Annotated in this window: 1 protein-coding gene; it reads right to left on the bottom strand. The window is 76.3% G+C overall.

The annotated features are described in order from the left end of the window. Positions 1-22: 22 nt before the first annotated feature. Complete coding sequence (locus GA0070623_RS00355; RefSeq protein ID WP_089003838.1) at positions 23-15,466, bottom strand: type I polyketide synthase; 15,444 nt, start codon at positions 15,464-15,466, stop codon at positions 23-25. Between the last annotated feature and the right edge of the window lie 27 nt (positions 15,467-15,493).

Genomic DNA, 15,493 nt, shown 5'->3' with positions numbered 1-15,493 from the left:
CACGTTCGTTCGTCATCGATGGTCAGCTCGTCGTGCCCAGGGCACGCTGGACGAGACCGGCGATGTCCAGGGCGTCGATCAGTTCCCCGTCGTCGGCCGCCGGGGGCGGGCCGGCGGACGGCACGGTGGTGTCCACATCTGCCAGGCCCAGCAGGGTCTCCAGCACGCCCGCCTCCTTGAACCGGGCGATCGGCACGGACGCGAGGACCCGCCGCAGGTCGTCCTCGCGGCCCGCCAGGTCGTCCTCGGGTTCCCGGAGGAGTTCGGCGCGCAGGTATCCGACCAGCGCCTCCGGGGTGGGGTAGTCGAAGATCAGCGTGGCGGGCAGGCGCAGCCCGGTGGCCGCGTGCAGGCTGTTGCGGAGGTTGACCGCGGCCAGCGAGTCGAAGCCGACCTCCTGGAACGGCTGCCGCGGCCCGATGCCCTCGGCACCGCCGTGCCCCAGCACCGTCGAGGCGTGCCCCCGCACCAGCCGCAGCAGGATCCGCTGCTGTTCGCTGTCGGTGACCCCGCGCAGCGAGTCGGCCAGCGAGGCGGCGGTGTCGCCGTCGCCGTCGCCGGGTTGCGACGCCGCCAGGGCGGCCTTCGCCTCGGGCAGGTCCGCGAAGAGCGGGCTGGGTCGCACGGAGGTGAACGCCGGGATGAAGGCGGCCCAGTCCATGTCGGCCACCGTCACGGACCGCTCGTTGCCGGCGACCGCCTGGACCATGGCGGTCACCGCCACCGCCGGGGGCATCGGCAGGACGCCCCGACGCCGCAGCTGGGCCAGGGCGGCCTCGTCCATGCCCACCCCGATCTGGTCCAGCGCGCCCCACCCGATCGACGTCGCCCGCAGGCCCCGTGCCCGACGCCACTCGATGAGGGCGTCCAGGACGGCGTTCGCCGCGCCGGACGGCCCCTGGCCGCCGCCGCCCCAGACCGCCGCGATCGACGAGAACACCACGAACGCGTCGAGCGGGGTGTCCCGGAACAGCTCGTCCAGCCACACCGCGGTGTCCACCTTCGCGGCGAACACCCCGGCGAGGTCGCGTACCCCGGTGTCGTCGACGGAGCTGGTCTGGGTGACGTCGGCGGCGTGCACCACGGCCGTGACCGGCTGCTCCGGTGCCGTCGCGGCCACCAGCGCGGCGATCGCCTGCCGGTCGGCGTCGGGGCAGGACTCCACCACCGTCGACAGGCCCAGCCCGGCCAGTTCGGCGCGGAGCTCCGCCACGCTGTCGTCGGGCGCGTGCGCGGTGGTGGTGACGATCAGCCGGTCGACGCCGGCCTGCGCGAGCCAGGCCGCGGCATGCCGGCCGAGGCCCTCCGCCCCGCCGGTCACCAGGACAGTGCCCCGGGGCTGCCAGCGGGCGCCGGCCGCCGCCTCCGGCACGGGCTTGCGGACCAGCCGGCGGCGGTAGGTGCCGGAGCGGCGGATCGCGAGCTGGTCCTCGTCGGCGGCGTTCAGCACCCCGAGCAGGGCCTGGGCCGTGCGGGGATCGGTGGACGCGGGCAGGTCGACCAGGCCGCCCCAGCGGTCCGGGCGTTCCAGCGCCACGGCCCGGCCGAGACCCCAGAGCGCGGCCTGGGCCGGTGCCGTGACGGCGTCCTGGATGCCGATGTTCACCGCCCCCCGGGTCAGGCACCACAGCGGCGCGGTGACGCCCCGGTCGCCGAGGGCCTGCACCAGGGCGAGGGTCGCCGCCGCGACCTCGGTCGGGGTGCCGGGGTCCAGGGCGAGCAGGGACAGCACGCCGGCCAGGTCGTCCCCGGCCGGCACGGTGGCCAGCCGGCCGGCGAGCCCTTCCCGGGTACGGTCCGACGCGTCGACCTCCAGCAGGGTGGTGTCGAGGCCCTGTCCGGCCAGCTCGGTGAGGAGCCCGTCGGCCCGCTGGCCCGACGGCACCACGACGAGCCACCGCCCGGCCGGCACCCCGACGGCCTCCCGCTCCAGGGGCTGCCAGGTCACCTGGTAGCGCAGCTTCTCGGCGGTCGACATCGCCCGGCGCCTGCGCCGCCAGTCGGCCAGCACGGGCGCGACGGTGTCCAGGGCGCCGCGCTGGTCGGTCGAGTCGACGTCCAGCAACGCGGCGAGGGAGTCCAGGTCGGGGCGCTCCAACGCGGCCCAGAAGTCGGCGTCCGCGCCGTCGGCCGGGTCGGCCCCGTCGGTGCCCTCGTCGGCCTCGTGCAGCCAGTAGTGCCGGTGGTCGAAGGCGTACGTGGGCAGCTCCACCCGGGCCGGGACGGGCGGCAGCAGGGCGGCCCAGTCCACGGCCACCCCCCGCACGAACAGCTCGGCCATCGAGGTCAGCAGCCGCCGCGGGCCGCCGTCGTCGCGCCGCAGCGTCCCGACCACCAGCCCGTCGGTGATCTCGGTGATCGGCTGCACCAGCACCGGGTGCGCGCTGAGTTCCACGAACACGCCGTGCCCCTGGGCGACCAGGTCCGCCACCGCCGGGCCGAAGCCGACCTGGCTGCGCAGGTTCCGGTACCAGTAGTCGCCGTCGACGATCCCGCCGTCGCGGATCCAGTCGCCGGTGACCGTCGAGTAGAACGGAATCTCCGGCGTCCGGGCGTCGATCCCGGTCAGCACGTCGGCGAGCGTCTGCCGGATGTCCTCGACGTGCCAGCTGTGGGAGGCGTAGTCGACGGCCACCCGCCGGACCCGCACCCCCTGGCCGGACAGGAACGCCAGGGCCTCGTCCAGCGCGTCGGCGTCGCCGGCCACCACCACCGAGGACGGGCTGTTGACCGCGGCCACCTCGATCCGGCCCGCCCAGGACGCCAACCGCCCGAGCACGTCCTGCTCGGCCAGGGCGACCGAGGCCATGCCGCCGCGGCCGGACAGCTTCCCGGCGATGGCCTGGCTGCGCAGCGCCACCACCCGGGCCGCGTCCGGCAACGACAGCGCACCGGCCACGCAGGCGGCGGCGATTTCACCCTGCGAGTGCCCGAGCACCGCGTCCGGTCGTACCCCGACCGACGACCACACCGCCGCCAGGCCCACCATCACGGCGAAACCCGCCGGTTGCAGCACGTCGACCCGCTCCAGCAGGTCGGCGGAGGTCTCGCCGCGCAGCACGTCGGCCAGCGACCAGTCGGTCCACGGCTCCAGGGCGGCGGCGCACTCGGCGATCCGGGCGGCGAAGACCGGCGAGGTGTCCAGCAGCTCCCGGCCCATGCCGACCCACTGCCAGCCCTGGCCGGGGAACACCCACACCAGCCTGCCGGGCAGGTCGACCGTGCCGGTGACCAGGCCGGGGTCGTTCTCGCCCCGGGTCAGCGCGCCGAGCCCGGCGAGCGCCTCGGCGTCGGTCCGGGCCACCACCACGGCCCGCCGGCCGAGCTTCGCCCGGCCGGCCAGCAGCGCGCCGGCCACCCCGGCCAGCGACGCCGTGCCGCCGTCGCGGAGGAAGGACGCCAGCCGGCCGGCCTGCCCGGCCAGCGCGCCCGCGCTGCCCGCCGACACGACCAGCGGCACCACACCGCCGGGGTCGACCTGCCGGTCGGCCACACCGCCGGGGTCGACCTGCCGGTCAGCCGGTGCCGGGGCGTCGACCGGCGGCGCCTCCTCCAGGATCACGTGCGCGTTCGTCCCGCTGGCCCCGAAGGAGGACACGGCGGCCCGGCGCGGCCGTGCGCCGCGCGGCCAGTCCCGGGGCTCGGTCAGCACCCGGACCGCCCCGGCCGACCAGTCGACCTGGGTGGTGGGGGTGTCCACGTGCAGGGTGGCGGGCAGCATCCCGTGCCGCAGCGCCTGCACCATCTTGACCACCCCGGCCACCCCGGCCGCCGCCTGGGTGTGCCCGATGTTCGACTTCAGCGACCCCAGCCAGAGCGGCCGGTCCAGATCCCGGTCCCGCCCGTAGGTGGCCAGCAACGCCTGCGCCTCGATCGGGTCGCCCAGCGCGGTGCCGGTGCCGTGGCCCTCCACGGCGTCCACCTCGTCCGGCGTCAGGCCGGCGTTGGCCAGCGCACTGCGGATCACCCGCTGCTGCGACGGGCCGTTCGGCGCGGTCAACCCGTTGGACGCGCCGTCCTGGTTCACCGCGCTGCCGCGCAGCAGCGCCAGCACCGGATGCCCGCGCTCCCGGGCCACCGAGAGCCGCTCCAGCAGCAGCACCCCGACCCCCTCGGACCAGCCGGTGCCGTCGGCGCCGTCGGCGTACGCCTTGCAGCGGCCGTCGGCGGACAGCCCGCGCTGCCGGGAGAACTCCAGGAACGCGTCCGGGCTGGACATCACGGTCGCGCCCCCGGCCAGCGCCATCGAGCACTCGCCCTGGCGCAGCGCCTGCGCCGCCAGGTGCATCGCCACCAGCGAGGACGAGCAGGCCGTGTCCAGGGTGACCGCCGGCCCCTCCAGGCCGAACACGTACGCCACCCGCCCGGAGGCCACGCTCGCCGCCGCCCCGGTCATCAGGTAGCCCTGCACGTCCTCGGGCACCCGGTGCAGCCGGGTCACGTAGTCGTGGTGGACGATCCCGGTGAAGACCCCGATGTCGCTGCCCTTGACCGACAGCGGGTCGATGCCCGCCCGCTCCAGCGCCTCCCAGGAGGTCTCCAGCAGCAGCCGCTGCTGCGGGTCCATCGCCAGCGCCTCGCGGGGCGAGATCCCGAACAACGTGCCGTCGAACTGGGCGGCGTCGTAGAGGAACCCGCCCATCCGGGTGTAGCTGGTGCCCGGGTGGGCCGGGTCCGGGTGGTACAGCCCGTCGAGGTCCCAGCCCCGGTCGACCGGGAAACCGGCGACCGCGTCGCGCCGTTCCCGGACCAGGTTCCACAGCTCCTCGGGGGTGTCCGCCCCGCCAGGCAGCCGGACGCTCATCGCGACGATCGCGATCGGCTCGTCGGAGGCGGCCACCCCGGCCACGGTGGACGGTTCCCGGCGTTCGCCGAGCAGTTCGGCCCGCAGGTGGGCGGCGAGGACCGCCGGCGTCGGGTAGTCGAAGACCAGGGTGCTGGGCAGCCGTACGCCGGTGAAGTCCTGGAGCCGGTTACGGAGCTTGACCGCGCTCAACGAGTCGAAGCCGAGGCTCTTGAAGGCCTGCCCCTCGTCGAACGCGTCGGAGTCCCGGTGGCCGAGGACCACGGCGGTACTCTCCCGGACCAGGTCCAGCACCATCCGGAGCTGGTCGGCGACGGCCAGCCCGGCCAGCCGGTCCGGTAGCGCCGCACCGGTCGCCCCGCCCTGGACCACCACCCGACGGGTCAGCGGCGACGTCGGCCGGTCGTCGGCCGGTGTCGCCGGCTCGACGACGGCGGTGTCGAGGGTCAGCGGGCCGATCGAGGCGACGGGTCCACCCGCGGCGTCCGCCAGCTCCAGCAGGTGACCACCGTCCGGGCTCGGCGTGGTGCGCAGCCGCACCGCGGCGGCGCCCTGCGCGTACACCGCCATGCCCCGGCAGGTCGAGACGTCCCGCTGGTCGTCACCCGCCAGGACCCGCAGCGCGGCGTCGACCAGCAGCGGGTGGAGGGTGAACGCGGTGGCCTGGCCGGTCAGGTCGCCCGGGAGGCTGAGCTCGGTGTCCGCACCGTCCCGCAGGTCGAAGGCGGGTTGCGGGATGCCGGGCACCAGCACGGCGCGGGCGTGGCAGGTCCACCGGCCGGCCCCGTCGCCGTCGGGGCGGCCGTGCACGGCGACGCCGCGGCGTCCGTCCGGGCCGGGACCGTCCACGGTCACCCGTACCACGGTGGCCCCGGTTTCCCCGACCGCCAGGGGTGCTTCGACGACGAACCGTTCGAGCGCGCCGCAGCCGACCTCGTCGCCCGCCCGGACCAGCATCTCCAGCAGGGCGGCGACCGGCACCCGGGAGGTCGGGCCGGCCAGCAGCCCCGGGGTCCGTGGTGACAGCCGGCCGGTGAACACCAGACCGCCGGTGTCGGGCACGTCGACCACGGTGCCGAGCAGCGGGTGTCCGGTGCCGGTGACGCCGAGCGCCGTCGCGCCCCCGGCGGCGGTGTCGTCGGGCTCGGCCCAGTACCGCTGGTGCTGGAACGCGTAGGTGGGCAGTTCGGTCCCCAGGCCCGGGGCACGCCGGCCCAGCAGGCCGGTCCAGTCGACGGGCACGCCCCGCACGTGCAGGGCCGCCACCGCGGTCACCAGGCCGGCGGCCTCCGCACCGTCCTTGCGCAGCACGGCGAGGCAGCTCTCCTCCGGTACGCCGAGGGTGGCCAGCGCCATCGCGGCGAGCGCCCCGCCCGGACCCAGCTCCAGGAAGGTCGTCGCGCCGTGCCCGCTCAGCGCGGTGACCGCGTCGCCGAACCGGACCGCGCCGCGCGCCTGGTCGACCCAGTACTCCGGGGTGCCCAGCCGGTCGTCCCCGACCAGCGCGCCGGTCAGCGTGGACACCACCGGCAGGGTGGCCGGCCGGAACGACAGCTCCGCCAGCACCGCGTGGAACTCGTCGAGCATCGGCGTCATCAGCGGCGAGTGGAAGGCGTGGCTGACCGGCAGCCGGCGGGTCTTGCGGCCCCGACCGGCCAGCTCGGCGGCGACGGCGAGCACCGCGTCCTCGTCGCCGGAGAGCACCACCGCGTCGGGGCCGTTGACCGCCGCGACGCACACCACGCCCTGCGCCCGGGCGAGCAGCGGCGCGACCTCGGCCTCGGTCGCCTGGACGGCCACCATCGCGCCGCCGGTGGGCAGGTCCTGCATCAGCCGGCCCCGGGTGGCGACCAGCCGGGCCGCGTCGTCCAGGTCCAGCACCCCGGCGACGTGGGCGGCGGTGATCTCGCCGACCGAGTGGCCGGCGAGCAGGTCGGGTCGTACCCCCCAGGACCCGACCAGCCGGAACAGCGCGGTCTCCAGGGCGAACAGCGCGCCCTGCGTGTAGACGGTCTGGTCGAGCGGCCCGCCGTCGGCCGCGAACACCACGTCGCGCAGCGGGCGCGGCACGTGCCGGCCCAGGTGCCGGTCCACGGCGGCGCAGGCGGTGTCGAACGCGGCCGCGAAGACCGGGAAGGTCGCGGCGAGGTCGCGTCCCATGCCGGCCCACTGACTGCCCTGGCCGGTGAACAGGACGGCCAGCCTGCCCGGGGCGGCGGTGCCGGTGACCGTCGAGGGGGCCGGCTCGCCACGCCCGAGGGCGTCGAGGTCCGCGCCGGCCCGCTCCCGGTCGGCCGCCAGTACGACCGCGCGGTGGTCGAGGTGGGCGCGGGCGGTGGCGAGGGCGTGGGCGGCGTCGGCGAGCCGGACGTCGGGCCGGTCGGCGAGGAACCGGGCGAGCCGGCCCGCCTGGCCGCGCAGCCCGGCGGCCGTCCGCGCCGACACCACGACCGGGACCGGGAAGCCGGTCGGGTCCGGCTCCGGCTCCGCGACCGGGCGGTCGGGGGCCGCTTCGAGGATGACGTGCGCGTTGGTGCCACCGATGCCGAAGGACGACACGGCGGCCCGGCGGGGCCGGCCGGTGTCCGGCCAGTCGCGCGCCTCGGTCAGCAGCTCCACCGCGCCCGAGGACCAGTCCACGTTGCCCGACGGACGGTCGACGTGCAGCGTCCGGGGCAGCACGCCGTGCCGCATGGCCAGCACCATCTTGAGGACACCCGCGACGCCCGCCGCGGCCTGGGTGTGCCCGATGTTCGACTTCACCGAGCCGAGCCACAGCGGCCGGTCGGCCGGCCGGTCCCGGCCGTACGTGGCGAGCAGCGCCTCGGCCTCGATCGGGTCGCCGAGGGTGGTGCCGGTGCCGTGCGCCTCCACGGCGTCCACGTCCGCGGTGCCCAGCCCGGCGTCGGCCAGCGCCCGCAGGATGACCCGCTGCTGCGACGGGCCGTTCGGGGCGGTCAGCCCGTTCGACGCGCCGTCCTGGTTCACCGCCGACCCCCGGACCACGGCGAGCACCTGGTGGCCCCGGCGGCGGGCCTCCGACAGCCGCTCCACCAGCAGCAGTCCCACCCCCTCGGACCAGCCGGTGCCGTCCGCGCCGTCGGCGAACGCCTTGCACCGGCCGTCGGGGGCGAGCCCACCCTGCCGGGAGAACTCGACGAACGTCTCGACGGTGCCCATCACCATCACGCCACCGGCGAGGGCCATCGTGCACTCGCCCCGGCGCAGCGCCTGCGCCGCCAGGTGCAACGCCACCAGCGAGGAGGAGCAGGCGGTGTCGACGGTGATCGCCGGTCCCTCGAAACCGAACAGGTAGGACACCCGGCCGGAGATGACGCTGCCCGAGCTTCCGGTGAGGCGGAAACCCTCGGTGCCGGCGGCCTGGAGGGTACGGGTGTCGTAGTCGTGGCTGTTGACGCCGACGAAGACGCCGACCTCCTGCCCGGCCAGCGTGGTCGGGTCGATCGCGGCCCGCTCGAACACCTCCCACGAGGTCTCCAGCAGCAGGCGCTGCTGCGGGTCCATCGCCAGCGCCTCGTTCGGTGAGATGCCGAAGAAGGCCGCGTCGAAGCCGGCGGCGTCGTCGAGGAAAGCGCCGTGGCGCACGTACGAGGTGCCGGGGTGGTGCGGATCCTCGTGGTAGAGCCCGTCGGTGTCCCACCCCCGGTCGGCGGGGAACTCGGTGACCGCGTCGACCCCGTCGGCCACCACCCGCCACAGGTCCTCCGGGCTGTGCACACCCGCCGGGAAGCGGCAGGCCATCGCCACGATCGCGATCGGCTCGTCGGTCGTCGGGGCGGGGTTCACGGAGCCGGCCGGGGAGGTCGCCGTCCCGCCGACCAGCCGGGCGCGCAGGTGCCCGGCGAGCGCCACGGGTTTCGGGTAGTCGAAGACCATCGCCGGGGACAGCGTGAGCCCGGTCGCGGTGGCCAGCCGGTTGCGCAGCTCCACCGCGGTCAACGAGTCGAAGCCGGCGTCCTTGAAGCTGCGACCGGGGTGCACGGCGTCCACGCCGGTGTGCCCGAGCACCGCGGCGGCGTGCCCGCGTACCAGGTCGAGCAGCAGCTCGGTCTGCGCGGCCTCGGCGAGTCCGGCGAGGCGCTCGGCCAGCGGGACCGCCGCGGCGGCACCGCCGGCCCTCGGCCGCGGTGCCGGGGCCAGCGCGCGGAGCAGCGGCGGCACCGGGTCACCGGCCGCGGCGGCCCGCCGCACGGTGGCCAGGTCGAGCTTCGCCGCGACCAGGACGTCGGCGACGCCGAGGGCGGCGTCCAGCAGCGCCATCCCCTCGGTGGCGGACAGCCCGGTCATCCCGGTGCGCCGGTGGCGGCTCAGGTCGGCCGTCCCCAGGTGCCGGGTCATCGCGCTGGCCTGCGCCCAGTAGCCCCAGGCCAGGGAGACGGCGGGCAGGCCGAGCCGGTGCCGCTGCCGGGCGAGCGCGTCCAGGCAGGCGTTGGCGGCGGCGTAGTTGGCCTGCCCCGGGTTGCCCAGGACGCCGGCCGCGGAGGAGAACAGCACGAACGCGGCGAGGTCCAGGTCCCGGGTGAGTTCGTCCAGGTGCCGCGCGGCGTCCAGCTTCGGCCGCAGCACGGTGTCGACCCGTTCCGGGCGCAGCTCGGTGAGCACCCCGTCGTCGAGGACCCCGGCGGTGTGCACCACGGCGGTCAGCGGCCGCTCGGCCGGCACCGTCGCCAGCACGGCCTGGAGCTGTGCCCGGTCCGCCGCGTCGCAGGCGACGATCCGGACCGACGCCCCCAGCGCGGTCAGCTCGTCGTGCAGCTCCGGGGCGTGCCCCCGGCGGCTGAGCAGGAGCAGGTGCCGGACGCCGTGCGCGGTGACCAGGTGGCGGGCGGTGGTGGCCCCCAGCGTGCCGGTGCCGCCGGTGACCAGGACGGTGCCGTCGGGGTCGAGCGGGCGGCCCGGCGTCGGCCCGCCGGGGGTGAACCGGGCCAGCCGGGGCACCTCGGCGACGCCGGCACGCACCCGCACCTGCGGCTCGCCGGTGTGCAGCACCGCCGGCAGCGCGGACCGGGACGCGTCGTCGAGGTCGACCAGCACGATCCGGTCCGGGTGCTCCGACTGCGCCGACCGGACCAGGCCCCACACCGCCGCGGCGTCGAGCGTGGTGTGGTCGCCGGTGACGACGACCAGCCGGGTGTCGGCCAGACCGGGTTCGGCGACGAAGGCCTGCAGCAGCGCCAGCGCGGCGTCGAGCGCCGTGCGGGGATCCCCGGTGGCCGCCTCGTAGAGCAGGACGTCCGGCAGGGTCGCCGCCGCCGCGGCGACGCCGCCGGTCGTCACGGGCACGATGTCGAGGGCGCGGTCCACCGGCGGCAGCGGCAGGGCGGCCCACTCGACCCGGAACAGGGCGTCGGGCGGCAGCGTGCCGGGGTCGGTGGTGGGCGCGGCGGTGCCGAGGACGGCGTCCACGGTCAGCACGGGTCGCCCGGCGGCGTCGGTCAGCGTCAGCGCGGTCCCCCGCGACGACGTCGGTCCCGGCCGCACCTGGACGGCGGTGGCCCCCGACGCCAGCAGGGTCACCCCGGTCCACCCGGTCGGCTGGGTGCCCGCGGGCAGCACGTCCCGGACGGCCGCGTCGAGCAGGGCGGGGTGCAGCCCGTAGCGCTCGGCGTCGCGTTCCGCGCCCTCGCCCAGGCCGACCTCGGCGGCCACGTCGGCCATCGGGTGGGTCGCCGGGGCGGCGGCGGGCGCGAGGGTGCCGTGCGCGTGCCGGATCCACGGCGCGTCGAACGGGGCGTCCGGTTCCCGGGAGTAGATCTCCACGGACCGCCGCCGGGCGTCGTCGGGTCCACCGACCACGGCCCGGACGTCCCGGCCGCCACGCGCCGGCAGCAGCACGGGCGCGTCGACGGTCAACGTGTCGAGGGTGGGGGTGTCGGCCAGGTCACCGAGCCGGATGGCGACCTCGACCAGGGTGGCGTTCGGCACCGCGACGGCGGCCGACCCGGGCGGCCCGGACAGCCACGGCAGCGACCGCGACGACCACCGCGCGGTGGCCGCGAATCCGGCCGCGTTCGGCAGGCTCACCACCGCGTCGAGCAGCGGGTGTCCGGTGGTCGCCTGGCCCAGCGACGTCGCGTCCGTCGCGGTCGGCGTCGACCGCAGCCAGTAGTGCCGGCGGTCGAAGGCGTAGGTCGGCAGGTCCACCCCGCCGGGCGGCGGCGGGACCAGCGCGGCCCAGTCGACCGCCACCCCCCGGACGAACAGCTCGGCCATCGAGGTCAGCAGCCGCCGCAGGCCACCGTCGTCCCGCCGCAGCGTGCCGGTCACCAGCACCTCGGTGTCGGCCACCAGCTCGCTGATCGGCTGGACGAGCACCGGATGCGCGCTCACCTCGACGAAGACGCCGTACCCCTGGTCGACCAGGGCCGCGACGGCCGGGCCGAACCGCACCTGGGCACGCAGGTTCCGGTACCAGTAGGCGCCGTCCACCACCCCGGCGTCGCGGACCCATCCGCCGGTCACGCAGGAGTAGAAGGGCACCACCGGCGTCCGCGCCTCGACCGGTGCCAGCACCTCGGCCAACGTCCCCTCGACGTCCGCCACGTGCCGGGTGTGCGAGGCGTAGTCCACCGCCACCCGCCGGACCCGGACGCCCCGGTCCGTCAGCGCCGCCGACGCCTCGTCCAACGCCCCGACGTCACCGGCGATCACCACCGACGACGGGCCGTTGACCGCGGCGACCTCCACCCGGCCCGCCCAGGGCGTGAGGTACGCCGTCACCTCGTCCTCGCCCGCCGCGACGGACGCCATGCCACCGCGGCCCGACAGCGTCGAGGCGATGGCCCGGCTGCGCAGCGCCACCACCCGCGCCGCGTCGTCCAGGGACAACGCGCCGGCCACGCAGGCCGCCGCGATCTCGCCCTGCGAGTGGCCCACCACCGCGTCCGGCCGTACCCCGACCGACGACCACACCGCCGCCAGGCCCACCATCACCGCGAACGACGCCGGCTGCAGCACGTCGACCCGCTCGGTCAGCTCCGGGTCGGCGACCCCCCGCAGCACGTCCAGCAGGGACCAGTCGATCCACGGATCCAGCGCGACCGCGCACTGCGCCACCCGCCGCGCGAAGACCGGCGACGTGTCGAGGAGTTCCCGGCCCATGCCGACCCACTGCGTGCCCTGGCCCGGGAACACCCACACCATCCGGCCCACGGCCTGCGCGCCGCCGGTCACCACACCCGCCGCCTGCTCGCCACGGGACAGCGCGCCCAGCCCGGCCGACGCCTCGTCCACCGAGGCCGCCACCACCACGGCCCGTTCGTCCCACACCGCCCGCTGCGTCACCAGCGCGCCGGCCACCCCCGCCAGCGGCACGCCGGTCCGTGCGACGAACGCGGCCAGCCGGCCCGCCTGACCGGCCAGCGGCACCGCGCCGCGCGCCGACACCACCAGCGGCACCACCGGTGGGAGCGCCCCGGCGGGGGTCGGCTCCCCGGGGACCGGCTCCGCCGGTGCCTCCTCCAGGATCACGTGCGCGTTCGTCCCGCTCACGCCGAACGACGACACCCCGGCCCGGCGGGGCCGACCGGCGGCGGTCCACTCCCGGGGGCGGGTCAACAGCTCCACCTCACCGGCGGACCAGTCCACCCCCAAGGCCGGGGCGTCGACGTGCAGCGTCGCCGGCAGCACCCCGTGCCGCAGCGCCTGCACCATCTTGATCATCCCGGCCACCCCGGCCGCCGCCTGGGTGTGCCCGATGTTCGACTTCAACGACCCCAGCCACAGCGGCCGGTCGGTGTCCCGGTCCTGGCCGTAGGTGGCCAGCAACGCCTGCACCTCGATCGGGTCACCCAGCGTCGTCCCCGTGCCGTGGCCCTCCACGGCGTCCACCTCGGCCGCCGTCAGACCGGCGTTGGCCAGCGCCCGGCGGATCACCCGCCGCTGCGCCAGGCCGTTCGGCGCGGTCAGCCCGTTGGACGCGCCGTCCTGGTTCACCGCGCTGCCCCGGACCACCGCCAGCACCCGGTGGCCGCGTTCGCGGGCCACCGACAGCCGCTCCAGCACGAGCACGCCCGCGCCCTCGGCCCAGCCGGTGCCGTCGGCGGCGGCGGCGTACGCCTTGCACCGGCCGTCCGGAGCGAGCGCCCGCTGCCGGGAGAACTCCACGAAGGTGTCGGGGGTCGCCATCACCGTCGCCCCGCCGGCCAGTGCCAGGGAGCACTCGCCCTGGCGCAGCGCCTGGGCCGCCAGGTGCACCGCCACCAGCGACGACGAGCAGGCGGTGTCCACGGTGATCGCCGGCCCCTCGAAGCCGAACACGTACGACACCCGGCCCGACGCCACGCTGGCCGCCGACCCGGTGGTGGTGAAGCCCTCCAGCTCCGGCGCGTCGACGCCGCTGCCGTAGCCGTGCCCGAAGACGCCGGTGAACACGCCGACGTCGGCCCCCCGGTACGCCGACGCGTCGATGCCGGCCCGCTCCAGCGCCTCCCACGAGGTCTCCAGCAGCAGCCGCTGCTGCGGGTCCATGGCCAGCGCCTCACGCGGCGAGATGCCGAAGAACCCCGCGTCGAACAGCCCGGCGTCGGGCAGGAAGCCACCGTGCCGGGTGTACGAGGTGCCGGTGCGCTCCGGGTCCGGGTCGAAGAGCCGTTCGAGGTCCCAGCCCCGGTCCTCGGGGAACCCGGTGACCGCGTCGACCCCGGCGGCCACCAGGTCCCACAGCTCGTCCGGCCCGCTCACCCCACCGGGCAACCGGCAGGCCATGCCCACGATGGCGATGGGCTCGTCGGGGTCGGCGGCCGGCGTCGGCTCGTCGACCGGCGCGTCGACGCCGAGGATCTCGGCCCGCAGCCGGTCGGCCAGCGCCCGGGCCGTCGGATGGTCGAAGACGACGCTGGTCGGCAGCGGCAGCCCGGTGTCCGCCGTCAGCCGGTTGCGCAGCTCGACGATGGCCAGCGAGGTGAACCCCAGGTCGCGGAACGCCCGGTCGGCCGGCACCGATCCGGGTCCGGGCTGGCCGGTCACCGCGGCGGCCCGGCTCCGCACCAGGTCGGCCAGCAGGGCGCGCTGGTCGGGTTCGTCGAGGGCCGACAGTCGCCGCCGCAGGGTCGCCGTGACGGCGGGGTCGGGCTCGGTGAGGGTGGTCAGCGCGTCGTGGTGCTCGGTCGCCGCGTACACCGTCCGGCCGGGCTGTTCGGCCAGCAGCCGCCGCTGCACCTTGCCGGAGGCGGTCCGGGGGATCCGGGTCACCTCGCGGACCTCGGCGGGCACCTTGTAGGCGGACAGCTGCTCGCGGCAGCGGGCCAGCAGGGCCTGGACGTCGAACCCGGTCCCGTCGGGGATCACGTAGGCGACCGGCACCTCGCCGAGGGTGTCGTGGGGCACCCCCGCCACGGCGACGTCGGCGACCCCGGGCACGGTCCGCAGCACCGCCTCCACCTCGGTGGGGTGGATGTTCTCCCCACCGCGGATGATCAGCTCCTTGCGCCGGCCGCAGATGGTGAAGTACCCGTCGTCGTCGCGCCGGGCCAGGTCACCGGTGCGGAACCAGCCGTCGCGCAGCGCCTCGGCGGTCGCCTCCGGGCTGTCGTGGTAGCCGACCATGACGTTCGGCCCCTGGACCCACACCTCCCCCTCGGCCCCGGCGGGCAGGTCCAGGCCGGTGTCGGGGTCGACGACACGCACTCCGACACCGGGGACGGGCAGGCCGCAGGATCCGTCGACCCGCCGGCCGTCGGGCGGGTTGATGGTGATCGCCCCGCACGTCTCCGTGCTGCCGTACGCGTCGACCAGCGGCACCCCGAAGGTCTCCTCGAACTCCCGGCGCAGCCCGGCGCCGAGGACCGCGCCTCCGGCCAGGCCGATCCGCAGGCTGGGTGCCGTGAAGCCGTGTTGCCGGGCCGCCGTCACCAGGTGCTGGTAGGTGGTGGGCACGCCGGCCAGGAAGGTCGACTCCTCCTGGTGGAGCATCCGGAGCACGTCCGCTGCGGAGCTGCCGTCCATGATCCGGGCGGTGGCGCCGACCACGGTGACGGACAGCACGCAGGCGATGTGCGAGAGGCTGTGGAACAGCGGGAGCGGCCAGAGCACCCGGTCCCGGTCGGTCAGCCCGGGGATCGGCACGTAGCAGGAGGCGACGGACCAGAGGCAGTTGCGCTGCGTCGACAGCACGCCCTTGGGGCGGCCGGTCGTCCCCGAGGTGTAGAACATCCAGGCCACGTCGTCGAGCCCGAGGGCGTCGCCGGCCGGCTGCTCCGGTTCGGCCTCGGCGAGCGCGTCGTAGGACAGCATGCCGGCCGGCACGTCCGCGCCGGTGACCAGCACCGTGAGGTGCGGCATCGACCGGAGCCGCCCGGCCAGCGCGGCGTCGGTGACGACCACCGTGGCGCCGCTGTCGGACAGCAGGTACTCCAGCTCGGCCTGGGCCGAGGCGGGGTTGAGCGGCACCCCGACACCGCCGGCCCGCACGATCGCGAGGTAGCTCTCCACAGTGGCCACCGACTGGTGCAACCAGATGGCCACCCGGTCGCCGGTCCGGACCCCGAGGCCCGCCAGCTGCCCGGCGAGCCGCCGGGTCCGCGCGTCGAGTTCGCGGTACGTCACCGCCCGCCGGTCGTCCTCGAAGGCCACCTTGCCGGGGAACCGGGCCGCGTTCTCCTGGAGCGTGACGGACAGCGGCCGGATGAGGTCGGTTCGCACGGCGTGGCTGGTCCTTTCGAGGATCGA

The sequence above is a fragment of the Micromonospora rifamycinica genome (assembly GCF_900090265.1).
GTDB lineage: Bacteria > Actinomycetota > Actinomycetes > Mycobacteriales > Micromonosporaceae > Micromonospora > Micromonospora rifamycinica.
The sequence above is the reverse complement of the archived record's forward strand: the minus strand, read 5'-3'. Positions and strand labels throughout refer to the sequence as shown.